19 protein-coding genes and 1 pseudogene are annotated in these 23,900 nt (G+C 75.5%); 4 read left to right on the top strand and 16 right to left on the bottom strand.

Going from position 1 to position 23,900, the window contains the following annotated elements:
* Positions 1 to 54: 54 nt before the first annotated feature.
* Both DFJ69_RS31890 and DFJ69_RS31885 read left to right on the top strand, forming a co-directional pair.
* Positions 55 to 1,761: a histidine kinase gene (locus tag DFJ69_RS31890; RefSeq protein WP_116025997.1), complete on the top strand. Its 1,707-nt coding sequence runs from the start codon at positions 55 to 57 to the stop codon at positions 1,759 to 1,761.
* A 37-nt stretch (positions 1,762 to 1,798) separates the two neighbouring features.
* Positions 1,799 to 2,515 carry a response regulator gene (locus DFJ69_RS31885; protein WP_116025996.1) on the top strand — a complete coding sequence of 239 codons (717 nt, stop codon included), beginning with the start codon at positions 1,799 to 1,801 and terminating at the stop codon, positions 2,513 to 2,515.
* A 293-nt stretch (positions 2,516 to 2,808) separates the two neighbouring features.
* On the opposite strand, the pseudogene DFJ69_RS35975 reads toward DFJ69_RS31885, so the two are convergent.
* From DFJ69_RS35975 to DFJ69_RS31860, 6 genes and pseudogenes are all read right to left on the bottom strand, one after another.
* A pseudogene (locus DFJ69_RS35975) lies at positions 2,809 to 2,921 on the bottom strand (AAA family ATPase); the annotation flags it as partial.
* A 63-nt stretch (positions 2,922 to 2,984) separates the two neighbouring features.
* Positions 2,985 to 3,704, bottom strand: a complete 720-nt coding sequence (locus tag DFJ69_RS31880; RefSeq protein WP_211328887.1) for a DedA family protein — start codon at positions 3,702 to 3,704, stop codon at positions 2,985 to 2,987.
* 738 nt (positions 3,705 to 4,442) lie between these two features.
* On the bottom strand, positions 4,443 to 5,537 hold the full coding sequence (locus DFJ69_RS31875) for a tyrosine-type recombinase/integrase (protein ID WP_116027046.1): 1,095 nt from the start codon (positions 5,535 to 5,537) through the stop codon (positions 4,443 to 4,445).
* 140 nt (positions 5,538 to 5,677) lie between these two features.
* Entirely contained in the window at positions 5,678 to 6,697 is a 1,020-nt protein-coding gene (locus tag DFJ69_RS36315) for a tyrosine-type recombinase/integrase (protein ID WP_116025995.1), read from the bottom strand.
* Between the two features lie 1,106 nt (positions 6,698 to 7,803).
* Positions 7,804 to 8,586, bottom strand: a complete 783-nt coding sequence (locus DFJ69_RS31865; RefSeq protein WP_116025994.1) for an HAD-IIA family hydrolase — start codon at positions 8,584 to 8,586, stop codon at positions 7,804 to 7,806.
* Between the two features lie 55 nt (positions 8,587 to 8,641).
* The gene (locus tag DFJ69_RS31860; protein ID WP_116025993.1) at positions 8,642 to 9,715 is read right to left on the bottom strand and encodes an aminotransferase class V-fold PLP-dependent enzyme; all 1,074 of its coding nucleotides are present in this window, start codon (positions 9,713 to 9,715) and stop codon (positions 8,642 to 8,644) included.
* Positions 9,716 to 9,800: 85 nt separating this feature from the next.
* On the opposite strand from DFJ69_RS31860, the gene DFJ69_RS31855 reads away from it, so the two are divergent.
* Complete coding sequence (locus DFJ69_RS31855; protein ID WP_116027045.1) at positions 9,801 to 10,748, top strand: LysR family transcriptional regulator; 948 nt, start codon at positions 9,801 to 9,803, stop codon at positions 10,746 to 10,748.
* A 31-nt stretch (positions 10,749 to 10,779) separates the two neighbouring features.
* Here DFJ69_RS31855 and DFJ69_RS31850 read toward each other — a convergent pair whose 3' ends face one another.
* Both DFJ69_RS31850 and DFJ69_RS31845 read right to left on the bottom strand, forming a co-directional pair.
* Positions 10,780 to 11,244 carry an SRPBCC family protein gene (locus DFJ69_RS31850; protein ID WP_116025992.1) on the bottom strand — a complete coding sequence of 155 codons (465 nt, stop codon included), beginning with the start codon at positions 11,242 to 11,244 and terminating at the stop codon, positions 10,780 to 10,782.
* A gap of 399 nt (positions 11,245 to 11,643) precedes the next feature.
* A complete protein-coding gene (locus DFJ69_RS31845; RefSeq protein WP_116025991.1) occupies positions 11,644 to 12,255 on the bottom strand; it encodes a TIGR03086 family metal-binding protein in 612 nt (203 codons plus the stop codon).
* 32 nt (positions 12,256 to 12,287) lie between these two features.
* Between DFJ69_RS31845 and DFJ69_RS31840 the strand changes: the two genes are divergently transcribed.
* The gene (locus DFJ69_RS31840) at positions 12,288 to 13,082 is read left to right on the top strand and encodes an SDR family NAD(P)-dependent oxidoreductase (protein WP_116027044.1); all 795 of its coding nucleotides are present in this window, start codon (positions 12,288 to 12,290) and stop codon (positions 13,080 to 13,082) included.
* Positions 13,083 to 13,495: 413 nt separating this feature from the next.
* Here the strand turns inward: DFJ69_RS31840 and DFJ69_RS31835 are convergent, their stop codons facing one another.
* From DFJ69_RS31835 to DFJ69_RS31800, 8 genes are all read right to left on the bottom strand, one after another.
* Complete coding sequence (locus DFJ69_RS31835; RefSeq protein WP_116025990.1) at positions 13,496 to 14,860, bottom strand: hypothetical protein; 1,365 nt, start codon at positions 14,858 to 14,860, stop codon at positions 13,496 to 13,498.
* 65 nt (positions 14,861 to 14,925) lie between these two features.
* Positions 14,926 to 15,924 carry an adenosine deaminase gene (gene add / locus DFJ69_RS31830; protein WP_116025989.1) on the bottom strand — a complete coding sequence of 333 codons (999 nt, stop codon included), beginning with the start codon at positions 15,922 to 15,924 and terminating at the stop codon, positions 14,926 to 14,928.
* A gap of 749 nt (positions 15,925 to 16,673) precedes the next feature.
* Positions 16,674 to 17,303 (bottom strand): TetR/AcrR family transcriptional regulator, encoded by a 630-nt coding sequence (locus DFJ69_RS31825; protein ID WP_116025988.1) that lies wholly within the window; start codon positions 17,301 to 17,303, stop codon positions 16,674 to 16,676.
* Positions 17,304 to 17,934: 631 nt separating this feature from the next.
* Positions 17,935 to 18,216 carry a hypothetical protein gene (locus DFJ69_RS31820; RefSeq protein WP_116025987.1) on the bottom strand — a complete coding sequence of 94 codons (282 nt, stop codon included), beginning with the start codon at positions 18,214 to 18,216 and terminating at the stop codon, positions 17,935 to 17,937.
* 452 nt (positions 18,217 to 18,668) lie between these two features.
* Positions 18,669 to 19,397, bottom strand: coding sequence for a TetR/AcrR family transcriptional regulator (locus DFJ69_RS31815; protein WP_116025986.1), 729 nt, complete (start codon positions 19,395 to 19,397; stop codon positions 18,669 to 18,671).
* Positions 19,394 to 20,503: a ferritin-like domain-containing protein gene (locus tag DFJ69_RS31810; protein WP_116025985.1), complete on the bottom strand. Its 1,110-nt coding sequence runs from the start codon at positions 20,501 to 20,503 to the stop codon at positions 19,394 to 19,396. Before DFJ69_RS31810 ends, DFJ69_RS31815 begins: the two co-directional genes overlap by 4 nt.
* A gap of 141 nt (positions 20,504 to 20,644) precedes the next feature.
* Positions 20,645 to 21,121: a MarR family winged helix-turn-helix transcriptional regulator gene (locus DFJ69_RS31805; protein WP_211328886.1), complete on the bottom strand. Its 477-nt coding sequence runs from the start codon at positions 21,119 to 21,121 to the stop codon at positions 20,645 to 20,647.
* Positions 21,122 to 21,211: 90 nt separating this feature from the next.
* Positions 21,212 to 23,893 carry a sugar-binding protein gene (locus DFJ69_RS31800; RefSeq protein ID WP_170177888.1) on the bottom strand — a complete coding sequence of 894 codons (2,682 nt, stop codon included), beginning with the start codon at positions 23,891 to 23,893 and terminating at the stop codon, positions 21,212 to 21,214.
* Between the last annotated feature and the right edge of the window lie 7 nt (positions 23,894 to 23,900).

Genomic DNA, 23,900 nt, shown 5'->3' with positions numbered 1-23,900 from the left:
CACCTGACTTTCGTCAGTGTCCGCGCACGTCACACGGCTTGTACCGTCGGGGGAGTGGAGACGACCACGACACGTTCCACCCCGACGCGAACGCTCCCGCGGACCCGGACGCCGTTCCGGCGGGCGGTGACGGGCCGCGCGGCGGTGCGCGGCGCCGCGCTGTGGGCCGTTCCGGCCGCGCCGGTCGTGGCGGGACTGCCGCACGGCGACACCCCGGCGGTCTGCGCCCAGGCGGCGGGGCTCGTCGCGCTGGCCGCGGGCCTGGCGGCGGCGCGGCGGTGGCCGCTGGCGGCGCTGCTGGCGGTGTTCTCCCTGCCGGCCCTGTCGGGGAACTTCGCGTTCGCGCTGCCGGTCGCCGGCTACCTGGTGGGACGGCGGTCCCCGGCGACACGACCCGTCGTGTGGGCGTACGCGCTGATCTGCGCGGGCGGCGCGGCCCTCAACGTCGCCCGCGGCACCCCCGTCACCACCTGGTTCCCCCTGACGGTGTGGCTGGTGCTGTTGGGCGTCCTGCCGTGGCTGGCCGGGCGGGCCTGGCGGCAGTACACCGAGCTGCTGCACGCCGGGTGGCAGCGCGCCGAGCAACTCGAACGCGAGCAGCGGATCACCGCCGAACGCGAACGGCTCCGCGAACGGTCCCGGATCGCCCACGACATGCACGACTCCCTCGGCCACGAACTGGCCCTCATCGCGCTGCGCGCCGGGGCGCTGGAGCTGGCCGCCGACCTGGACGGGCGGCACCGCGCCGCCGCCGCCGACCTGCGCGCGTCGGCGGCCACCGCCACCGCCCGCCTCCAAGAGATCATCGGCGTGCTGCGGGAGGAGTCCGAACCGGCGCCCCTGGAACCCGCCGGGCACGACGTGGCCGCGCTCGTCGACCGCGCCGCCGCGTCCGGCATGACCGTCCGCCTCCACCACGACCCCGGCCCCGATCCCGTCGTCGAGGGAAAGGGCGGGACGGAGATGGCCGACCACGCCGTGTACCGGGTCGTGCAGGAGGCCCTCACCAACGCCGCCAAGCACGCCCCCGGCGCGGAGGTGACCGTCCGGGTGCGCCGCGGCCACCGCCGCACCTGCGTGTCCGTCGCCCACCCGCGCCCACCCGCCGGCCCGCCCCCCGCCACCGCGGACGGCGGCGGGCACGGGTTGACGGGGCTGCGGGAACGGGTCCGCCTGTCCGGCGGCGCCCTGCGCGCCGGACCCACCCCCGACGGCGGGTTCGAGGTCGCCGCCGACCTCCCGCACGCCCCCCGCCCGCCGGGGACCCCCGCCGCGCCGAGCGGCCACGACCGGCCCACGCCGGCGGCGCCCCCCGACGAGGGCGGCGATCTCCGGCCGGGCCGGGAGACGGATCCGCCGCCGGGGCCGGAATCGGAGTCCGCGCAGCAGTGGGCGCGGCGCCGCCGCCGGTTCCGCCGCGAACTCCTCACCGCGTTCGCGGCGCCCGCGACCCTCCTGGCGGCCCTCTCGGCCGTCATGGTCGGCCACCACCTGTACATCACCGTGAACTCGGTGCTGCCGCCCGACGACTACCGCCGCATCGCCGTCGGGCAGCACCGCGCCCAGATCGCGCCGCTGCTTCCCGACCGCCGCTGGCCCCACGACGACCCCGGCGCGAACACCGACGTCCCCGCCGGGGCCGCCTGCGAGCACTACCGCCCCGACGCCAACGTCCTGGGCGTCGGCGACGTCTACCGGCTCTGCTTCGCCGGTGAACGACTCGTCGCCAAGGACGTCGTCCGCGCCGACGCCCCCCGATGACCGACGCACCCCCGCCGCGACGGCGGGGGAGCCCCCGATGAGGAGAACCGCCGTGCCGATCCGCGTCCTGCTCGCCGACGACGAGGCCATGATCCGCGCCGGGGTCCGCGCCATCCTCGCCGCCGACCCCGCCATCGACGTCGTCGCCGAGGCCGACGACGGCCGCGCGGCCGTCGACCTCACCCACCGCCACCACCCCGACGTCGCCCTGCTCGACATCCGCATGCCGCGCATGGACGGCCTGGCCGCCGCCGCCGAGATCCGCCGCACCGCCCCCGACACCGCCGTCATCATCCTCACCACGTTCTCCGAGGACGACTACATCGGCCGCGCCCTGGCCGGCGGCGCCTCCGGGTTCCTGCTGAAATCCGGCGACCCCCGCGAACTCCTCACCGGCGTCCACGCCGTCGCCGACGGCGCCGCGTACCTGTCCCCACCGATCGCCCACCGGGTCATCACCCGCCTGCACGGCGACACCCGCCTCACCCGCGGCGCCCGGGCCCGCCGCCGCGCCGACACCCTCACCGCCCGCGAACGACAGGTCCTCGCCCTCATCGGCGCCGGACACCCCAACGCCGAGATCGCCCGCCGTCTCCACATCGTCGAGGGCACCGTCAAGGCGTACGTCAGCGCGATCCTGACCCGCCTGGACGTCCGCAACCGCGTCCAGGCCGCGATCCTCGCCCACGAGGCCGGCCTCGTGGACGTCACCGCCGACCCCACCGACGACACGGCGGGCGGCGCCCGCCCCTGACCCTCCCCGCACCCCTCGACCGGGCGCCGCCGCCGCTGGGGCGGGGCGGTCGGACGTCGAAGCACCGGCCCGGCCCGGCTGCGAACGTCACGGCCGCCCACAGCACCGGCCGACCCCCGCCGCCGGGTAGGCCTCTCCGCCGAGCCGGGCCCCGGGCACCGACGGGGCGACGCCCACCCGCCAGACACGACACGACGCCGCCACGGTGGAGCCGCAGGCCGTCAGAGCGCGGCGACCCTCCGACCCGGGGCGACACCACACCGGCCGACCCCCATGCGTCGACCTCTCATGAGTTGGAGGCGGGCGAAGGCGCCGCCGACGACTTGGGCGAGGGCGCCGACGGCGAGGGTCTTGGCGACGCCGGGGACGCCTTGCGGAGGCAGTGTCCTTTGGCGAGGAGGGCGACGAACCGAACCCGCCGCCGGCCGACGCCCCGGAACGCCGACGCCGCACTCGGGGGAGGGAGTCCTCAGCGACCGCCCGACGACCCCGAACCGTCACCCGACTCCGCGCCCGCCGCAACCCGCACACCACCGGCCCGCGCGCCCTCACCGACCCCGGCGACCGAATCCTCGACGCCGACCCCGCGGCCCGCCCGGCGACGCGCACGCCACCACCGCACCGCCTCGACCAGCACCGTGATCCCCAACGCCAGCCCGAACCCCACCAACAGACCCTTCACCGGACTCTCCTCGAACGCCCGACCCCCCACATAACCCACCGCCGTCGCGTACACGCCCCAGCTCAACCCCGCCAGCCCCGCGAACACCGCGAACCACCGCGCCGGATACCCCACCGCGCCCATCGTCATCGTCACCGCGGTCCGCCCGCCCGGCACGTACCGCGCCACCACCAGGATCAACCCGCCCCGCCGCTCCAACGTCCGCGACGCCCACGCGAACGCCCGCCCCCACCGCGAATCCGGACGCAACCGCGCCAGCCGCCCCCGCGACGACCGCCCCAACCAGAACGCCACATGATCCCCGACCACCGCGCCCGCCGCCGCGCACGACGCCGCCGCCACCACGTTCGGCTCACCCGACGCCGCGTACACCCCCGCCGTGATCACCAGGCTCTCGCTCGGCACCACCGGGAAGAACCCGTCCAGACACGCGAACGCGAACAACGCCGCATAGAACCACGGCGACGACACCGCCCCCTGCACCGCCTCCAGCACCTGATCGATCATCGGGCCCACCGCCCCCGACCCAGACCCCGCATGCCCGCCCCCCGTCCCTCGACCATCATCACGAACACAGAACCTACGAGCCGCGACGGACCCGCACATCCCGCCTAAGTCACCCCAAGCACCCTACTTTCGACAGGCCCGCCCCAACCCACACCCCGAACACGCCCCGCCTCACACCCCGGGCCCCGCCGACGGCGCACGCCACGATGACCGTCACACGGGACGAAACCGACGCCGAAGTGAACTCCGACACACCCCCGGACGACCACCGCGGACACGCGCCCACGACGCCGCCTCACGCCGCGTTCACCGAAGGACGTCCAACACCGCCCGCACACCCACCACACCGGCGAACCCGTCGACCCCACCACCGCGGACCCGCCACACCCGCGCCGAACGACGAAGCCGGAGCGGTCATCCGCCGCAGGGCCCGGACCCGTTCCGCCATCCCTGCAACGACCCTCATCGACGTCGCGCCCGGCGGCGGCGCGTTCACGACCGTTCACCACGAGCACACCGACGTCGCCCTCCACACCGCCCCCGCCAGCGCCGCCACGTCGCCGCCGGCCTCTTCCCGCCTCGGCACTCACCGAGTCGAACGCGCCCACCGGAGCCGCGAGAAGCCACGACCGACGACGAACCCCACGACCACGACGTCACGAAGGCGTACACCCCCGAACCGCCCACGAGACCGGGGGAGCGGGGGGAGCGGCACCCGCCGGGCCCGCGCCCCACCCCTCACCCCGCCCCGGTCACCGCGTCCGCGCCGCCGGCGTCGTCCAGCAGCGGATGCGCCCGCATCGCCGCCTCCAACTCACCCGGAAGGTCATCGCGATACCGGCCCAACGTCGACAGATCCGCATGCCCCAGCACCCGCCGCACCGCGTCCATGTCCGTCGCCGCCGCCAACAGATGCGTCGCCGTCGTGTGCCGCAGCCCGTGCGGCGTCACCTGACGCCGACGCGACGGCTCCACCCGCCCCAACACCCGGTCGATCACCGCCTGCACGTCCCCCCGCGCCAACCGCCGCCCCCGCCACGACAACAGCAGCGCCTTCGGCTCCACCCCCCGGTCCAACACCACCCGGCCCTCCTCCAGATACGCCTCCAACACCCGCACCACCGGACGCGGCAGCGGCACGTCCCGCGTCCGACCCCCCTTGCCGAACACCCGCCAGTACCGCTCACCGCCGTTGACGAAGAAGTCCTCCACGTTCGCCCGCGTCAACTCCGACACCCGCGGACCCACCGTCGCCAACAGCAGCACCACCAGCGCGTCCCGCAGCTCCGTCCGCTGATCGCGCCGCCGCTCCCGCCCCGGACCCTCGCCGACCATCCGCTGCGCCGCGCCCACCAGCCCGCCCGCCTGCTCCACCGTCAGCGCGCGCCGCTCCGCCCGCAGCCCGCCGCGCTGCCGCGCCGACACCGTCACCGCCCGCATCGGATCGAGCTGCACCCACCCCGCCGGCACCGCGTACCGGAAGAACACCGACACCGACCTGCGGAAACGCGCCTGCGACGCCGCGCTCTGCACCGGCCCGACCGGCGCCCCCGCCGAGCCCGGGGAACGCGCCGCGCCCGGCGCGGCGGGGGAGCGGCGACGGCCGTCGGGACGGCGGGCGAACGCCAACAGCACCGCGTCGACGTCGGCGCCGTCGAGATCGTCGAGCATCCGGTCGCCGCCCGCCAGATCCGCGAACGTGGCGACGTCACGGCAGTACACCTCGGCGGTCGCGGGGGAGAACTGCCCCGTCGACGTCTTCGCCCGCACCATCTCCACGTAGCGGTCGACGGCTTCCTGGACGGACAGGGGTTCGAGTTCGGCGGGCCGCATGACCCGGACCCTAGCGAGCCCCGCCGACAGAACCCGCCGGATCACCGGATCCACCACCTCGCCGCTTCATACCGGACAGAAGCTGAATTCTGTCCGGTATCGGGTCATTCGTCACCGTTTCGCCCCTCGTGCGGCGACGTTCACCCCGAGGCGGGGGACCCGCCGTCCGCCGGGCCCGGACGCGTCGCCCGCAGATGCCGCAGCACCGGCGCCGTCCGGGCCACGTCCCGAAGCCCCTCGGCGGCGACCTTGGTGTAGACGCTCGTCGTCGCCAGGTTCTGATGGCCCAGCACCGCCTGCAGCTCGTTCAACGACGCGCCCTCGCGCAGCACGCCCACCGCGTAGGTGTGCCGGAACACGTGCGCCAGCTCGCCCTCAGGCCGGGACACGCCCGCCCGCCGGAACCACCGGTCCACCCGATACTCGATCATCCCCGTGGTCACCGCCCGACCCGCCAGCGTCACCAGCAGCGGGTCCTGCTCGCCGAACGCGCCCAGCCGCGCCGCCCGGTCGGCCAGGTAGTCGTCCACCGGCTCCACCGCCACCGGGTCGATCGGGACGTTGCGGTGCGCGCCGCCCTTGCCGCGCAGCCGCAGCAGGACGCCGTCGTCGCGGACGAGGTCGCCGACCCGCAGGCCCACCACCTCGGACGTGCGGGGCCCGGCCCCGGCGAACAGCGCGATCAGGGCCCGGTCCAGCGAAACCCACTGGCCGCGCGCGTGCTCGTGGGGGGTGGAGGCGGCGCGGACGACGGCGCCGAGCTGCTCGTCGGTGAGGGCGACGGGCAGCCTGCGGGGCAGCCGGGGGGTCTCCAGTTCGGCGGTGGGGTCGGCGGCCAGGTGTCCGGCGCGTACGAGCCAGGCGCACCAGCCGCGCAGGGCGGAGATCCGGCGGCCTCGGGTGGCGGCGGACCGTCCGTCGCGGAAGAACTCGGCGGCGGCGGCGGTCAGCGCGCGCTCGGTCAGGTGCTCCGGGCGCAGCAGCGTCAGCGGGTCCGGGTCGTCGGGCGCGTCGAGGCCGTGGTGCCCGGCGAGCGCGCGTGCCCAGGCGCGCAGGTCGGCGCGGTAGGCGGACTCGGTGTTGTCGGACATGCCGCGTCCGGAGGCGCGTTTGTGGTCGAGCCATCGTTCGGCCAGCCTGTCGAGGGTGCCGTCGTCCACCGCCGCCTCCTTATCCGGGATAATACATATTATCCTTGATAGATGATCCGGCGGGACGCCCCTTCCCCGGCGTGTCTCGGCACGGTGTCGGGGAGGCGGCGCGGCCTCCGGGGTGGGCTTCCTCGCCGGCGACCGCCCGTCGTTCCCCTTCGCCTTCCCGCGGCCGCGCCGGAGACAGCCTTCCGCATGGGCTTTGGCCGGCCTGCGCGATGTCCGCGACCGGTCCGACCGGTCCGGTGGAGTCCGCACGCCGAACGGGTGCGACGGGAATCCGCTCGTGTCCGCGCCACGGTCGCGCCGGGTCGGTGACCCTCCTCGACCCCCGCCTCGCGGTGCTCGCCACGGTGTTGATCTCCGTGCACGCAACGGAGCGTGAGGCCGACCGGTTCAACCGGTGTGCGCAATGTTGTGGTCCGGACGGGTTGTCGGCGGCCGCCGTTCCAGAGGCCGCCTCATCCGTTCTCGTGTCGGGAACGGCGTCGCAGGGTGTCCGCGAGCGACTTCCCGCGCCACCCGGAACGGCGACGGCGTCTCCCCCGACCCCGCGGGATCCGGCGGTGTCCCATCGAACAACGCCGCTCGGGTCACCTTGAGCGCATGCGCCTCCCCGGGTACGCGCTGGTCGGCGCGTTCCGACCGGGCGGGTCGGGAACCACCGAACCGGGGTGGGCTCGGGGCCCGTCGCGGAACGCCCCACTCCCCCGAGGCGGCTCGAACGCCGACGCAGATCGTGGCGGCGCCGTCCGGGCCGGGCGCTTACGTGCGAGGTGGGCGCCGGTTGAGTCGGGAACGCCTCGTAGCGGCGGAGCGGTCGCGCGCGGTCCTGCCCCTCCCCCGCATGTCCACCGCTGTCGTGTGCGGGTCGGCTCCCGAAGGGCTGCGTGGACGCTGGATGGGGGTTCTCGTGGGTGCCTGTGGCGGATGTCGGCGTCCCGGGGAGACGGGCGGTGCCCATTCCCTGCTCGGGGGACGGGGCGGGTTCCCTGCTCGGGGACGAGGCGGCGGGGCCGTCCGTCGGCCGTGTCTCGGGGAGGTCGGTGGGCGGGGCGGGTGGTGCCCCTCCCCCAGCGGGCAGGGGATGCGCCTCGGTCGTTCCCGAGGGCGCGTCAGTGGATCGTGTCGATGAGGTCGGCGATGGAGGGGACGACGCGGGACGGCTGGTAGGGGAACCGGTCGATCTCCTCGCGGCGGGTGACGCCGGTGAGGACGAGGACGGTCTGCAGGCCGGCCTCCATGCCGGCCAGGACGTCGGTGTCCATCCGGTCGCCGATCATGACGGTGGTCTCGCTGTGTCCCTCGACGCGGTTGAGGGCGCTGCGCATCATCAGGGGGTTGGGCTTGCCGACGAAGTAGGGGGCGACGCCGGTGCCCTTGCTGATCATGGCGGCGACGGCGCCGCAGGCGGGCAGCGAGCCCTCGTGGGAGGGGCCGATGGGGTCGGGGTTGGTGGCGATGAAGCGGGCGCCGGCCTCGATGAGGCGGATGGCCTTGGTGATCTGGGAGAAGCTGTAGGTGCGGGTCTCGCCCAGGACGACGTAGTCGGGGTCGATGTCGGTGAGGACGTATCCGGCCTCGTGGAGGGCGGTGGTGAGGCCGGCCTCGCCGATGACGTAGGCGGAGCCGCCGGGTCGTTGGTCGTCGAGGAATTGGGCGGTGGCGAGCGCGGAGGTCCAGATGGAGGGCGCGGGGACGTCGAGGCCGGCGGCGGCGAGGCGGGCGGCGAGGTCGCGGGGGGTGTAGATGGAGTTGTTGGTGAGGACGAGGAAGCGTTTGCCGGAGGCGGAGAGTCGGCGGATGAACTCGGAGGCGCCGGGGACGGGGCGGCCCTCGTGGACGAGGACGCCGTCCATGTCCGACAGCCAGCACTCGATGGGCTTGCGCTCGCTCATGGGGCCATTGTCGCAGGTGGTGATCGTGTTCGTGCGGCGTGGCCGTTCGGGTGGGTCAGGCGGTGAGGTGGAGGCGGGGGGTGAGGGCGTCGAGGGCGCGGTCGACGTCGGCGGTGGTGGTGGACAGGTGGAACGCGCAGCGCAGGCGGCCGGCGCGGACGGCGGCGATGACGCCCTGGTCGCGGAGGGCGTCGGCGGTGCCGTCGGGGACGGGGACGGACACGATGGCCGAGTCGCCGGGGGGTAGGCCCAGTCCGGCGCGGAAGCGGTCGGCGAGGGCGAGGTCGTGGCGGTGGACGGCGGGGACGCCGACGCGTTCGAGGAGGTCGAGGGCGGGGGCGAGGCCGGCCCAGCCGTGCCAGACCGGGGACAGGTCCAGGCGGCGGGCGTCGGCGGCCAGGCGCAGGGGCGGGCCGTAGATGGAGTCCCAGACGTCGTGTCCGGCGTACCAGCCGGCGGCGATGGGCGGGAGTGCGGCCAGGGCCTCTTCGGTGCCGGCGAGGAAGCAGGTGCCGCGGGGGCCCAGGAGCCATTTGTAGGCGGAGCAGACGAGGAGGTCGACGCGGTCGGCGGGGAGGGGGAGCCATCCGGCGGCCTGGGTGACGTCGAGGAGGAGGCGGGCGCGGTGGGTGTGGGCGGCGTCGATGAGGTCGTCGAGGGGGGCGATGCGGCCGTCGGCGGATTGGACGGCGGAGACGGCGATGAGGTCGACGGTGGTGTCGACGGCGTCGGCGAGGTGGTGGAGGGGGACGGCGCGGACGGTGAGGTCGGGGCGGGCGAGGAAGGGGAACAGGACGGAGGTGAAGTCGCCGTCGGCGACGAGGACGGTGGCGGCGGTGGGCAGGGACGCGGCGGCCAGGCCGATGAAGTAGGAGGCCTGGGAGCCGATGGCGACGCGTTCGGGGGGCAGGCCGATGAGGCGGGCGAAGGCGTGGCGGGATCGGGTGACGGCGGTGTCGAGGTGGGCGGGTGACAGGAGGCCGGCGGCGCGGTCGCGTTCGGTGTCGTTCATGGCGCGTTGGGCGGTGCGGGGCGGCAGGCCGTAGGTGGCGGTGTTGAGGTAGGCGACGTCGGCGGTGAACTCGTCGTGGGCGTCGGCGAGGGTGAGGGGGTGGTGGGGTTCGTGCATGGGTTCGATCCTGCGTCACCGGGCGGGCATAAGGCAAAGGGGGATCTTCTGGGAGAGGTATAGATGTGGTTGATAGCTTGTGGGGGTGTTGGACCTGAATCGTGCCCGGATCCTGCGGGAGGTCGCCCGTTCGGGGTCGATGACGGCGGCCGCTCGGGCGTTGTCGTACACGCAGCCGGCGGTGTCGCATCACATCGCGCGGTTGGAGCGGGAGGTGGGGACGCCGCTGGTGGTGCGGCACGGTCGCGGGGTGCGGTTGACGGAGGCGGGTCGCGTCCTGGTGGGGCATGTGGAGGCGGTGCTGGCGCGGTTGGCCGACGCCGAGGAGGAGATCGCGGCGATCGCGGGGCTGCGGGCGGGTCGGGTGCGGGCGGCGGTGTTCCCGACGGCGGCGGCGGGGTTGTTGCCGGACGCGTTGGCGGCGTTGCGGGTTCGGGCGCCGAGGGTGACGGTGTCGCTGGTGGAGGCCGAGCCGCCGGAGGCGTTGGCGGCGTTGCGGGCCGGGGAGGTCGACGTCGCGGTCGTGTTCTCCCATGACGGTGGGCCCGGTGACGGGGTGGGCGGGGTGCGGGAGGTGCCGCTGCTGGAGGATCCGGTGCTGTTGGCGGTTCCGGCGGGGCACGCGGCGGCGGGTGCGGGGGTGCCGCGGTTGGCCGATCTGGCGGAGGAGACGTGGGCGTCGGGGTGCGAACGGTGTCGGGGGCATCTGGTGCGGGCGTGCGGGGCGGCGGGGTTCGCGCCGCGGATCGCGTACGCGACCGATGACCATGTGGCGGTGCAGCGGCTGGTGGATCGGGGGCTGGCGGTGACGGCGTTGCCGGCGATGGCGTTCGCGGTGCATCGCGAGCCCGGCGTGGTGGTGATGTCGTCGCCGGAGTTGGGGGGCAGGCGGGTGGCGGCGCTGGTGCCGTCGGGGGCGCGGCCGCCGGCCGTGGCGGCGTTCCTGGACGAGTTGTCCGCCGTGTCGGCGGGTTGGGCGGCGGCCGGGGGGCCCGCGCGGCACGGCGGGTCCCCGGCGTCGCCCTCCCCGTGACGTGGCCCCTCGCGGGGCCGGGGTGGGACGGTCAGGCGGTGGGGTCCTGGCCGACCTCGCCGCGCCAGGCGCCGGTCTCGGCGCCGCGCGCCTCGATGAACTCCTTGAAGTGGGCGAGGTCGCCCTTGATGCGGCGTTCGACGAGGTTGAGGGTGTCGGCGGTCTTCTCGGCGATGCCCTCGGGGGCGAACTCCATCTGCAGCATGACGCGGGTCTGGGCGGGGGCGATGCGGTGGAACGTCACCACGCCGGCCTGGCGGGGGCGGTCCAGGGAGGTCCAGGCGATGCGTTCGTCGGGGCGCTGTTCGGTGATCTCGGCGTCGAACTCGCGGGTGACGCCGCCGATGGTGGTGCGCCAGTGGGTGCGGGTGGGGGTGACCTGGTCGATGCGTTCGACGCCCTCCATGAAGCGGGGGAACTCCTCGAACTGGGTCCACTGGTCGTAGGCGGCGCGGACGGGGACGTCGACGTCGATCGACTGTTCGATGGTGCTCATTTGTCCTCTCTTTCCTCGTTCGGGGTGGCCGACCCTCCCCGTGAGGGTCGTCGTCAAACACCGGCCGGGTGGGTTCGGGGGTCGGTGCGGGGCGTGACCTGGGGCGTTCGAGGTTTCGCCGGGCCGTGGCGTTCCGGGGCGGGCGCGGGGCCAGCCGCCGAGGAGGGCGAACAGCCCGGCGTGCCGCTGGCCGGGGCCGGGTTCCACGCCCTCCTCGGCCTCCCCCTCGACGATCGGCGAGGACTGCCGGCCGCGCACCCGCTGATCGGCGCGGTGCCGTTCTTCGTCCCCACGTCGTTCGTCGTCGCCGTCGTCGGCTGGCGCGACCGCCGCCGCCCCGACGACGACCGCGACCGCGACGCCGGGCCCGAAGGACCGGGCGCGGAGCGGGGTCGCCCGTCACACCGCCCGGCCCAGGAAGGCCGCCAGCAGGTCCGCGGGCGTCGCGTCCGCGGGCACCGGCCGCGGCGGCGAGAACCCGGCGGCGGCGCGCGGCGGCCCCGCGTACCAGGTCCGGGCCACCGGCAGCGCCTGCGCCGCCTGCTCGGGCGCCAGGTCCGTGGGCTGCCCCGTCGCCCGCGCCAGATCCCAGCCGTGCACCAGCAGCTCGATCACCGCGTGCTGGACGAGGACGTACCCCGGCGCCGACCCCCACGGCGCGGTGACCGTCTCGTTCAGCATCCCCGGCCGCGCGAACGCCAGCCGCGCCCGCTCCCCCGCCCGCCGGAACGCCGCCGCGGCCCCCGCGGGCTCCGCGTCCGCCCCCCGCCCCGTCCCCTCCGGCGGCGCGACGCCGTCGGCCACCGCCGCGCACCGCACGTCCACCAGGATCAGGTGATCGATCAGCCGCGCCACGTCCCACCCCGGCAGGTGCGTCGGCCCCGCGAACGCCTCCGGCGGGACCGCCGCCACCCGCGCCTCCGCCTCCCCCTGCACCCGTTCGAAGGAGTGCAGCACCGTCTCCCGGCGCACGGCCCGGGCCAGGACGTCGCCGGTGGGCTCCCCGATCATGAACGTTCGGTCCCTTCGTAGACTCGGTGGACATGAGCCCGCTACCCGGATCCGACCCCTCCTACCTCGCCGGGCTGTTCTCCCTGAACGGCCGCGTCGCCGTCGTCACCGGGGGTGGTTCCGGCATCGGCCGCGGTATCGCCGAGGCCCTCGCCCGGGCCGGCGCCGCCGTCGTGGTGATCGCCCGCCGCCCCGGCCCCCTCACCGACACCGTCGCCGCGCTGCGCGCCCACGGCTGCGCCGCCGACCACGTCGCCGCGGACCTGGGCACCCGCGACGGCGTCGCCGACGCCGCCGAACGCGCCGCCGCCCCGTTCGGGGAGCCCGACATCCTCGTCAACGCCGCCGGGATCAACCTGCGGCCGCCGCTGCCCGACCTGGACGCCCGTCAATGGGACGCCACCCTGGCGCTCAACCTGCAGGCCCCGTTCCTGCTCGGCCAACGCTTCGCGCCCGGCATGGCCCGCCGCGGCTGGGGCCGCGTCATCAACGTCGCCTCCCAACAGGCGTTCCGCGCCTTCGGCAACAGCGGCGCCTACGGCGCCTCCAAGGGCGGACTCGTCGCCCTCACCCGCTCCCAGGCCGAGGCGTGGTCCCCGAACGGCGTGTGCTGCAACGCCCTCGTCCCCGGCTTCGTCCTCACCCCCTTGACCGCCGAGGTCGCCGCCGACCCCGCCCGCGTGCACGCCCTGCGGGCCCGGACCCTCACCGGCCGCAACGGCACGCCCGAGGACTTCGCCGCGGCCGCGGTGTTCCTGGCCGGCCCCGGCTCCGGGCACGTCACCGGCCACGCCCTGTTCGTCGACGGCGGCTTCGCCGCCCACTGACCGCCCTCGGACGCGGCCCTCCAGGGCCCGGCCTGCGAATCGTCCCGACTCGACATGCCGTCGGCCGCGTCATCCGGCCGCCGCGGGGGGGGGGCGGCCCGCCAGGATGGCCCGGCGTCGCCGCGCCGCGGCCGGCGGGACGGGTGAGACGGAACGACCGGGACCAGGCGTTCGGCGGACTGCGCGACGGTGCCGGACCCGCCGGGCACCGTGAACGTTCGGCCCCCGAGAACGACGATCCCGACACGCTCGTCCACGTCGACCCTGAGCGCCACCGCGCTCACCCCGCCCGCACGGCATGAGCGGCCGCGGCGTGAACGGCATGGGGCGTGAGCCGCCGGTCGCCGGAGCCCACGAGCCCGCACGTGCGGCCCGGGTACGGCCGAGGTCGACGCGACAGGGGCCCCCGTTTCCTACCGGTCCCCCGGTGCCCGCTCCGTCCGACCGGCCGATTCCGCCGCGTTCGAGGCCGGGCCCGCCCCACGGGACGTCGCCCCCGTCGCCTCGTGCGCCGCCGGATCGGGGCCGCGGTCCTGTGGGTCCACGACCGTCGCCCACACGTCACCGGGGGCCCCGCCCGCCGCCCGTCGCGGCGTCTCGGGTGTCGGGACGCGCGGCGCGGAGGCGTCCCGGCCGGACACCGCCGCCCACACGTTCCCCAGCAGCCGTTCCGCCGCCCCGTCGTCCGGGTCCCGCGCCGGGCCCGGCGCGGGGGCGGGGGACGACCGGGGACCGGCGGGCGGGGAGGACGCCGTCCGCGCCGCCCGCATCGTCTCCGCGACGACCTGCCGGGCCGCGTCGCGGATCACGTCCCGCAGCACCGCCCGCAGCGCGATCTTCAGCGGTTCGCGGATCACCTCCCACAGCACCGCCTCCACCGCCCCCGACACCGCCCGCCCCGCCGTGTGGGCGACCAGTCCGCGCGCGCCGCGCGCCAGGCGGCTGCCGGTCACCGCGGTGACCGCCGACCGGCCCGCCGGGCCGGTGCCCGTGGTGCGCGTCAGATCACCGACCAGGTCCCCCGCCAGACCGGTCGCCAGATCCGCCACCGCGGTCGCCAACGGCAACGCGCCCGCCGCGTCGACGGCGTCACGGGCGCGACCCTTGGCGGAACCGGCCAGGTCCCGGGCGGCCCGCCGGGCCGTCTCGCGCAGGACGTCGGCCACCACGTCGCGGCCCGCGTCCAGGGCCACGTCCACCGCCGTGTCGGCGACCGCGTCGAGCACGGGCTCCAGCACCGTGTCCGCGATCGATCTGGCGGCGGCCTGCGCCATCGGCGACGCCGCCGTCCGCGCCGCCAGGTCCAGCGCCGCGTCCGCCGTCGCCCGCGACAGCGGATGCCGGGCCGCCAGCCGCAGCGCCCGGTCGGCCATCGGATGCGCGGCCGTGCGTCCCGCCAGCGTCACCACCGCCGACGTCAGGTCCAGCGCCGCGCCGGCCACCGCGTTGCCCTCGGCCGCCGCGCGGGCGTCCGCCAGCGCCCGCTCGGCCGCCGCCGTCGCCGCCTCGACGGCCGCGTCGCGGGCCGCCCGCTCCACGGCCCGCATCGCCGGCGTCCCGGCCAGCCGTTCCACGATCACGGCGGCCGCGCCCGCGGCGGCGTCCCCGGCGGCCCGCCGCACCGGCTCGGCCACCGCCCGCCGCGCCGCGCCCGCGACGTTCGCCACGTTCGCGATGTCGGCCCGCGGGGCCGCGTCGCCGGACGCCCCCGGCCGCGCCGGCTCCAGGACCCGGCCCTCGACCGGCTCCGCCCCGCCCACTTCGGACCGTTCGTCCACTGTTCCGCCTTCGCCGTCCGGATTTCACCATAACCCCGGACGGCGGGCGTCGAACCCGGCGTCCCTCAGACGGGCGGCCCCGCCGACCACGCGGCGATCTCCGCGCGCAGCCGGGCCTTGGTCGCGGCGGGCGCGAACGACGCGTCGACCCCGGCCGCGGCCAGTTCCGCGATCACCGCGTCGTCGAACCCGAACACCTCCCGCAGCCCGCCGTACTCGGCCGCCAGCGGCGTCCCGATCAGGGCGGGGATGTCGGTGCTCACGGTGACCACGAGCCCGGCGTCCCGCAGCCGCGGCAGCGGATGCTCCGCCGGCGACGGCGCGAACCCCAACGCGACGTTCGACGACGGGCACACCTCCAACGGCAGCCGCCGATCCCGGACCTCGGCGACCAGCGCGTCGTCGTCCAGGATCCGGATGCCGTGCCCGATCCGCTCGGCGCGCCCCGACGTGATCGCCTGCCGGATGCTCGCCGGCCCGGCCGCCTCCCCCGCGTGGTGCACGACGTGCAGACCCGACGCCCGCGCCGCGTCGAACACCTCAGCGAACGGCGCGCCGTCGAACGCCTCGTCCCCCGCCAGCCCGACCGCCACGACCCCCTCCCCGGCGAACCGCTCGGCGAGCCGCAGGGTCCGCCACGCCCGCTCCACCGACCGGCGCCGCGAATGGTCCAGGATCACCCGGCACTCGACGCCGAACGCCGCCCGCCCCAGCGCCAGACCCTCCAGGACCGCCCGCAACGGCATCTCGAGATCGCCGAGCCGCTCCCCGTGCCCCGCCGCCGTGAACGACACCTCCGCGTACCGGGTGCCCTGCGCCGCCTCGTCCTCGCAGAACTCCACCGCGATCCGACGGAAGTCCTCGGGCGTGCGCAGACACGACCGCACCAGGTCGTTCTGCGCGAAGAAGTCGGCGAACCCGCCGAACGCGTACCGCCCGTCCACCAGATGCCCGGGAACGGGCACGCCGTTGGCGGCCCCGATCTCCCGCAGCGTCCCCCAACGGACGGTGCTCTCCAGGTGAACGTGCAGGTGGGCCTTGGGCAGGGTCCGGAGGTCGCGCACCCGGGAAACCTACCAACGACGTGCGCGTCCACCGAAACGCGAAGTTCTCCCGCGGTCGGCCCGGCGGGGGTGTCGCGCCCGCCCGGATGAACCCGATGCGGGCGCGGATGTCCCCGTGAACCGTCCCGTGCGGGCACGCCGCCGACCCGATCGACCGGCCGATCCCGGTCGCCGACGAGGACGTCGCCGCGGACCTCGACCGTCCGCAGGCGATCGCGCTCACCGCATTCACCGACGTCGGCCGTTCGCAGGCGTTCGCAGGGGATCGCGGTCGCCGCGCTCACCGACGACGGCGTCGCGGAACTCGTGGCCCGCGGCGCCATGACGGCTGACGGCGTCGACCCCGTGACGTGACCGCACGCCGCCTCGGCCCTCCTCCGCAAAGGCGTCGGGCGCCCCGCGTGGGCACGGCCGCCGACCCCGCCGTCGGGCTGCGGGAGTCGCCGGCCGCCCGCCCGGGACTCCGGCCCGACGTGATCGAGACTTCGGCCGTCGGCGTGTGGCCGGCTGCTCACCCGCCTGCCGGCGGCCGTCGCGCGGCGGACGCCGACGAGGCGGGCCCGCCGGCCGTGGCGGCGGCGCCGATCGGCTGCACGCGTCGCGGCGTCGCGGCCGCCCCGCCGCCGGGGGCGGACGAGGCGTTCCGCGCCGCCGGCCCTACCGTGACACGGTCGTGGCGTTCGTCCATCGCGACCGGTGGAGCGTGTTCCGCGCCCTCCCGCCGGCCGTCACCGGGGTGAGCCGCCCCACTATCGGGCCGCGCCGCCGTTCGGGGGGCCGCCCAGCAGCAGGCGGTCCAGGGCGGTGAGCATCTCCTCGCGGGCGGCGACCGGGTCGCCGGCGCGCGCGATGACGAGCGCCGCCTCGTCCAGGGCGCCCAGCAACAGGTGCGCCAGCGGTCGCACCGGCTGCTCCGGCAGGGCCCCGGCGTCGATCGCCGACCGCAGCACCGTCATGATCGCGCCCAGGCCGTGCCGTTCGCCGATCTCGCGCCAACGCTCCCAGCCGAGCACGCCCGGGGCGTCCAACAGCAGGATGCGCTCGACCTCCGGCTCGGCGCACACCTCCAGAAAGGCGCGCGCGCCGGCCCGCAGCGCCGCGACCGGATCGCCCGCCCGCGCCAGCGCCCCCTCCACGACCCGGCGGGTGGCGTCGCCCTCGACCACCTCCACGACGGCCTCGAACAGCTCGCGCTTGTCACGGAACTGGTGGTACAGCGCACCGCGCGTGACGCCGGCCTCCCGAACGATCTCCTCGGTGCCGACGGCGGCGTAACCGCGGGCGCCGAACAGGGTCCGACCGACCTCGATCAGCGCGGCCCGGGTCGCCTGAGATCGCTGCGCGTGCTTACTGGGCCGGGGACCGTCCGCGCCTGCCATCGCCGCCTTCCTCGTCGGAACCCGACCAACGTACAGCCGCGCGGGCGGCGACGGAGCCGACCGCGACCGCGATGCGACCGGGCCGGATCCCCGGGAACGCGACGCAGGCCGGGGCGCGGAGGTGACCGGCGGATCCGGCCGCCGCGCGGCGGCGTGGGGGCGGCAGCAGCCGGGGCGGCGGGGGTGACGGCGGGTTCGGCCAGCGCGCGGCGGCGTGGGGTGCGTGGCTCCTCCGCCGAGCCGACGCCGGCGGATCCTCGCACCCGCCGCCTCCCGCCGAGCCGAGGGGGCCGGGCTCTTGCACCACGGCCCTCGCCCGTCGTGCGCGAAGGCGGCCGCGATCGGGTGTCCGCCCCACGGGGCCCACGGTCGACGTGCGAACGGACCGCCGGGGAGCGGCCGCTGAAACTCGTCCCGAGGAACATGGGGCCCGCCCGTCCGCCCGCGCGGCCGGCGCGTCGCGGTGGGCGCCGTGCGCGTCGACGCTCCGCGAGGGTGAGGTGTCGCAGGTGGGCGCGGCGGGGTGACGCGGGCGGGCCGCCGGCGCGTTCCGCGCGCCGGACGGCCCGCCCGGGGTCGAGGCGACCGCCGCCCGTCGTCCGCCTCACGGCGAGCGAACGGGCGGGCCGGGTCATCCGACGGGCATCGTCTCCCGGCTCGTCTGACCCATCATCAGGGTCTCCTCGTGCGGGGTCTCGCCCCACTGCTCCTCCAGGCGCAGCGCGCATCCGAGGGCCAGGAAGGTCGGGGCCCACTGGCCGACGAAGATCCCCCAGCGGTCGGCGCGGTCCAGCCCGGCCGACTCCAGGTTCCTGGAGGCCATCCAGGTCGCGAACGACACGCCGATCGAACCGACCCCGGCCGTGTACATCATGTTCGAGGAGACGCCCATCTTCCGCAGCATCCTGATCATTTGATTTCCCCCGAGAATCGACGGTTTTCCGGCGTTGTCCTGCCCTGACCACCTGCGGCTAATCACCCGTGTCCCTCACGGTGATCACCGACGCCGCGCCGTGCGCGCGAAACGCGAAAGCCCCGCCGTGCCAGGGGGGACACGGCGGGGCTCACCGGGCCGCGAGGAAACCGGCCCCTCTCCAGACCCCACATTCTGCGCCCCACGGGCACCAAGGAACGAGGGCCGGAAGTTCAGATGGTGAACTCGGTCGAAAGGCCGTGGGCCGCACCGATGCCGCCCCCCGACGCGCCGATCGCGGCCTCGACCCCGACCACGCCGAACGGGAGGCCCTCGGCCGCAACGTTCACGTCCCGGACGGGCCCGACCACCCGCGGTCCATCCGGCCCGCCGATCCCCGGGCCCCGGCCCGGACGGGCCGTCGACCGGCGCCGACGTGACGCCGGGACCCGTCAGCCGCCGGCGGCCCCGCGACGCGGCAGCCCGTTCAGGGAGGTGAGGAGGAGGTCGAGGCCGAACTCGAAGTCGGCCTCCGGATCGTGCCGCGTCAGCTCCCCCGCCAGCGCCACCACGTGGGGGAACTCGACCGGATCGACCCGCGCCAAGGCCGCCGCCGGGTCGGCGGGCATGTAGTCCAGCATCCGCACCGCGCCCGTCTCCCGCAACTGCGCGCCCAGCGCGTACGCCATCAGCGTCCGCATCGCGCGCACCGACGCCGCGCCGTCGAAACCGGCGGCGTCGCACAGGGTCAGGGCGCGTTCCACCGCGCGCAGCCCCGCCGGGAAGTCGACCTTGTTGGTCAGCACCAGGGCCATGCAGCGCGGATGGTCGTGGGCCGTCCGCCGGAACGCGCGGATCAGGCGGCGCGCGCCGCACCGCCAGTCCTCGCCGGGAACGGGCGGCGCGGCGCCGTCGTGGGGGTCCATGCCCGCCATCACGAACTCGGCGATGCCCTCCAGCAGCGCCGCCTTGTTGGGGATGTGGTTGTACAGGGACATCACCGCCACGCCCAGCTCCGCCGCCACCGCCCGCATCGACAGGGCGCGGGCGCCGTCGCGTTCCACGAGCCGCACCGCCGCGCGCACGATCCGGTCCCGGCCGAGCGGCGGGCGCGCGACCGCGGCCGCCCCGCCGTCCACGGCGCGCTCCGCGCGCCGGCCCGGCGGGGAGGCGGTGGTCACGGGGCGGACCGGGCCTCGTCGATGACGGCGTCGACCTCGGCCCTGCGGTCGGCCTCCTCGGCCGCGAAGCGCTCGGCGTCGAGGCGTTCGGCGATGTCCTCGTCCTGCGCCATCAGCGCCTCCAGGTCCGCCTTGGACATGTCCAGGACGCCCATGTCGTCGTAGGCGCGTTGGATGCGCTCGCTCCACAGGCCGATGTCCTTGACGCACGGGACGATCCGGCTGAACAGCATGCTCTGGAACATCCGCATGTACGGGGAGTCGTCCACGAGCGCGTCGACCTCGCGGGGGTCGATGCCGAAGTTGATCCACACCTCCCGGCCGCGGATGCGGTCGCGCATGAGGTGGCAGCCCTCGATGACGAACTCCTCGCGCTCGCGGAGCTCGGCCGTCGACAACTGCCGGTAGTGGTCGCGCAGCGCCATCCGGCCGAACGCGACGTGCCGGGCCTCGTCCTGCATGACGTAGGCGAGGATCTGCTTGGGCAGCGGCTTGGTGGTCACGTCCCGCATGACGCCGAACGCGGCCAGCGCCAGACCCTCGATCAGGACCTGCATGCCCAGGTACGGCATGTCCCAGCGGGAGTCGGCCAGGGTGTCGTTGAGCAGGTTCTGGAGCTGGGAGTTGATCGGGTACACCATGCCGACCTTCTCCCGCAGGAACCGGGAGAAGATCTCCACGTGCCGGGCCTCGTCCATGGTCTGGGTGGCCGAGTAGAACTTGGCGTCCAGGTCCGGCACCGACTCCACGATCCGCGCGCCGGTGATCATGGCGCCCTGCTCGCCGTGCATGAACTGGGAGAACTGCCAGGACGCGGAGTGCCGGCGCAGCTCCTTGCGCTCGCGTTCGCTCATCCGGTCCCAGTGGCGGGTGCCGTAGACGGCCAGGGCCTGGTCGGGGATGCCGAGCACGTCGTGCGGGTCCACCTCCAGGTCCCAGTCGATGCGGGTGACCGAGTCCCACTGCCGGTCCTTGCCCTTCTGGTAGAGGGCCAGCAGCCGGTCGCGGCCGTCGTCGTACTCCCAGGTGAACCTGGTGTCGCCGGACATGGGGACGCCCCAGCCGGTCCGGTCCACGGGGGCGGTGTAGAGCTCGTGCGTCGACATGGGACGCTCCCTCGCACCTCGGCGATACGTACGCTGTACGTCAAACTTACGGCGTACGTACGGTGCCACGGTGCGCGAGGGACTGTCAACGCCCGCGGCGTCAGGTCGGCACGGGCGTACAGGTGTGTGGGGGCGGCCCGGTCAGCTCACGGGGACGGGGCCCTCGTCCAGCTCCTTGAACACCGCGGGGACCTTGTTGTCCAGCACCACACGGGTGAGCAGGGCCTCGAGCGCGCCGCGCTCGGGCTCGGCGAGGCCGTCGGCGAGGGCGTCGATCCGGCGGCAGGTCTCGGTGTGGAAGGCGTCCGCCAGCGCGCCGCCCTCCTCGGTGAGCGCCACCCGGACCGCGCGGGCGTCCTGCGGGTCGGGTTCGCGTCGGACCAGGCCGCGGCGGGCGGTCCGGTCCACCAGGCCGGTGAGGCTCGACTTGGCCAGCCCGAGCAGCCCGCCCAGCTCGCCCATGCCGTACGGCCGACCCATGAGCACGCACAGGAGCTGCCCCTGCTGCGGGGTCAGCCCGAACTCCCGGCCCGACTCGGCGTACACCGCGTCCACCAGAAAGGCCGAGCGCACCAGCGCGCCGGCGATGCCCATGCGCTCACCTGCGGCCTTCACCATCTCGTCAGGATACGGCAGCCGCGAAGGGGTCGAAGGGGCGATCACCCCGGTGCGGACCGGCCGGAGGCGCCGGCCGGTCCGCACCCGAGGTCACCGCAGCGGCGCCGCGGAGGAGGCCGTGCCGCCCCGGTCCGACACGAACGCGACGGTCAGCGTGCCGGTCCCGCCCGGGACCGTGACCGTGTACGTGCCGGCGCGGTCGACTTCCAGCGTCCGCCGGCCGAGGACCCTGCCGTCCCAGACGTAGGCGTGCGCGGTGCCCGGGCCGGTGGCCCGCAGCCGGAACACGGTCCGCCCGCCGGACACCGTCGGCCTACCGCCGATCGCGGCGGTCGCCGAAGGCGGTGCGGCCGGGCCGCCCGCGAGCGGGACGCCGGTGCGCGCCGCCTGCAGGATCGACTCCGGCGAGTTCGCCGACCGGGTCACCTCCGTCGGCATGACCGCCGGGGGCGCGGTGGTCGGCATCCCCGACGGCGGGACGTGGCCCGGCAGGGTCACCAGGCCCCAGCGGTACGGGTCGCCCTGCACGCCGCCCCACGTCGACCAGCCGATCCGGGTCTGGCCGACCTTGTCCTGGGTGTCGGAGTCGTAGACGAACACGTTCAGGCCCATCCGCGCCGGGTCGACGGCCGCGGGCAGCGCCGTGAACGGGATCTTGGCCTCGACGGTGTAGCCGGTGTACGGCTCGTCGACGACCGAGGCGACCTGCATGCCCGGCGCGGTCTCCCCTCCCGGACCCTGGTGGTGGTCGGCGTCGCGCTGGAAGCACGGCCGGCCGTCGCCCATCCTCGGGAAGATCCCCGTCTTGAACGTGGTGGAGGTGTTCTCGGAGTCGCCGCGCGGGTCGATGGCGATCTCCACCGCGTCGGTGCGCCAGTGCCGCTTGCAGTCGTCGGCGCCCAGGACCGTGCCGGGCCGGTCGTCGGTGACCTTGACCAGCAGGTACAGCGCGTCGGCGGTCCAGGTGAGGCGGCCGGTGGCCGAGCAGTCGGCGGCGGACTCGCAGGCCGAGCCCTCCCAGACCCTCGACAGGTCCAGCGTGGCGCCGGTGTACTCGCCGGCGCCCTCCCTGCCGTCCACCCGCGGGCCGTCGGCGGCCCGGGTCGCCTCGGTCACCGGGACGAGTTCGAGGGCCGCCTTCTGCACGTCGGGCGGCCCGGTGGCGTTGGTCGTGGTGATCGTGTAGTCGTGGTCGCCTCCGGCGCCGCCCTGGTTGGAGGTGGGCAGCGTGGCGTCGGTGTTCTCGACGTCGAAGGTGACCGACCCCTTGGCGCCCGCCGCCAGCTCGTACGGCCTGGACGACGCGGTGGCGGAGAACCCGTCGGGCAGGTCCAGCGTGACGGTGCCGGACTGCGCGGCGTCGGTGCGGTTGGCGAGGTCGACGCGGACCCGACGGGAATCGCCGGAGCCCAGGGTCAGGACCCGCTTGACGCGTCCGGTCAGCGCGGGCACGCCGGTGCGGCCCGCCCACGCGTCGAAGTTGTCGATGCGCGGCAGCGGCTCCTGCACGCCGGTGACCGCGGCGCCGACCTCGACGGTGGCGGCCGTCTGGCCGAAGGCCCGCCCCGAGGTCAGCGTGGCCGTCAGCGGGACCCTCCCGTAGGAGGCGTCCGCGGGCGGCGTCACGGTGAACGTCGCGGTCCTCCCCTGGGTGCCGACGGAGCCCAGCGCACCCGAACCTGTAACGTTCCAATTCGCGGGCGCGGTGAGCCTCACCCGCGCGCCGGGAAGCGCCCGGGGCGCGTCGGCGTGCGCGGTGACGGTGAACGGACGCCCCGGGGAGACCCCGAACGACCCGGTCGTCAGATGGAACCCGGTGCCCAGCGGCAGCCCGCCCGGGGCCGGCAGCACCGCCCCCTCGAGCATCGCCGTCGGGCCCTTGGACGCCAGGCCGTACGGCACCCTGCTGTGGATCTGGGTGAACACGTCGCAGCCCAGCAGCCCCGGGTCGGCGGGCACGTCGGGGAAGCCGCCCCAGCCCTGGCTCACGTACGTGCGCTGGGCGTCGCGTTCGACCTGCGCCCACGTCCTGCCGCCGTTGCGGGCCGAGGGACGGCCGCCCCACACGCCGTAGACGGTGTCCCCGGCGATCGTCGGGGCGACGCCCGTCTCGCAGCGCTCGCCCGTCGGGGCCGATCCCCCGCCGGTGTTGAACAGCCGGCCCGGCGCCCACGGCGTGAGCCGTTCGCGCCTGACCTGGTCGGGGAACGCGGTGCGGTCGCCGGCCAGGAAGTACGCCTCGGTCGCCAGTCGCGCCGCCTCCTGGTGGTGGCCGTGCTGTCCGGGCGTCGGCGCGGGCTGCATGGTCACGATGACCTTCGGGCGGGTCTCCCGGATCACCCGCACGACCTTGGAGAGCGCCTCGCGGTGCTCCCAGACCCCGGCCGTCAGCGGGGCGCTGACGGTGTAGTAGAAGTCGACGTCGTCCAGGTAGTGGATGTCGGTGACACCCGCCTTGCCCACCGCGCGTCGTTCCTCGTTCTCCCGAAGGAGCCCCAGCGCGGGACCCTCCTCGGTCCCGACGGCGTTGCCGCCGCCCTCGCCGCGGGTCACGGTGAGGACGCCGGTCCTCGCCCCGCGGTGTTCGTTCCACTGCCCGTACGTCGAGAGACCGCTCGCCTCGTCGTCGGGATGCGCCCCGATGAAGAGGACGTCGAGCCGCCCCTTCTCGGAGGACGCCGGCGCCTGCGCCAGGGCCGGTGGGCCGGTCACGGTGACGACCGAGCCCGCCAGCACGACGGACAGTGCGGCGTTCAGCGCGAATCTTCGCATGAACTCT

It is taken from the genome of Thermomonospora umbrina (assembly GCF_003386555.1).
GTDB classification, from domain to species: Bacteria; Actinomycetota; Actinomycetes; order Streptosporangiales; family Streptosporangiaceae; genus Thermomonospora; species Thermomonospora umbrina.
The sequence above is the reverse complement of the archived record's forward strand: the minus strand, read 5'-3'. Positions and strand labels throughout refer to the sequence as shown.

What these genes read in the sequence shown, in the direction of transcription:
- DFJ69_RS31810 (WP_116025985.1), bottom strand. Translation starts at nt 20,503, where the DNA reads ATGTCGACGCACGAGCTCTACACCGCCCCCGTGGACCGGACCGGCTGG.
- DFJ69_RS31875 (WP_116027046.1), bottom strand. Translation starts at nt 5,537, where the DNA reads ATGCGGCCCGCCGAACTCGAACCCCTGTCCGTCCAGGAAGCCGTCGAC.
- DFJ69_RS31845 (WP_116025991.1), bottom strand. Translation starts at nt 12,255, where the DNA reads ATGATCGGGGAGCCCACCGGCGACGTCCTGGCCCGGGCCGTGCGCCGG.
- DFJ69_RS31800 (WP_170177888.1), bottom strand. Translation starts at nt 23,893, where the DNA reads ATGCGAAGATTCGCGCTGAACGCCGCACTGTCCGTCGTGCTGGCGGGC.
- DFJ69_RS31860 (WP_116025993.1), bottom strand. Translation starts at nt 9,715, where the DNA reads ATGCACGAACCCCACCACCCCCTCACCCTCGCCGACGCCCACGACGAG.
- DFJ69_RS31880 (WP_211328887.1), bottom strand. Translation starts at nt 3,704, where the DNA reads ATGATCGATCAGGTGCTGGAGGCGGTGCAGGGGGCGGTGTCGTCGCCG.
- DFJ69_RS31840 (WP_116027044.1), top strand. Translation starts at nt 12,288, where the DNA reads ATGAGCCCGCTACCCGGATCCGACCCCTCCTACCTCGCCGGGCTGTTC.
- DFJ69_RS31805 (WP_211328886.1), bottom strand. Translation starts at nt 21,121, where the DNA reads ATGGTGAAGGCCGCAGGTGAGCGCATGGGCATCGCCGGCGCGCTGGTG.
- DFJ69_RS31885 (WP_116025996.1), top strand. Translation starts at nt 1,799, where the DNA reads ATGAGGAGAACCGCCGTGCCGATCCGCGTCCTGCTCGCCGACGACGAG.
- DFJ69_RS31865 (WP_116025994.1), bottom strand. Translation starts at nt 8,586, where the DNA reads ATGAGCGAGCGCAAGCCCATCGAGTGCTGGCTGTCGGACATGGACGGC.
- DFJ69_RS31825 (WP_116025988.1), bottom strand. Translation starts at nt 17,303, where the DNA reads ATGGCAGGCGCGGACGGTCCCCGGCCCAGTAAGCACGCGCAGCGATCT.
- DFJ69_RS31820 (WP_116025987.1), bottom strand. Translation starts at nt 18,216, where the DNA reads ATGATCAGGATGCTGCGGAAGATGGGCGTCTCCTCGAACATGATGTAC.
- DFJ69_RS31850 (WP_116025992.1), bottom strand. Translation starts at nt 11,244, where the DNA reads ATGAGCACCATCGAACAGTCGATCGACGTCGACGTCCCCGTCCGCGCC.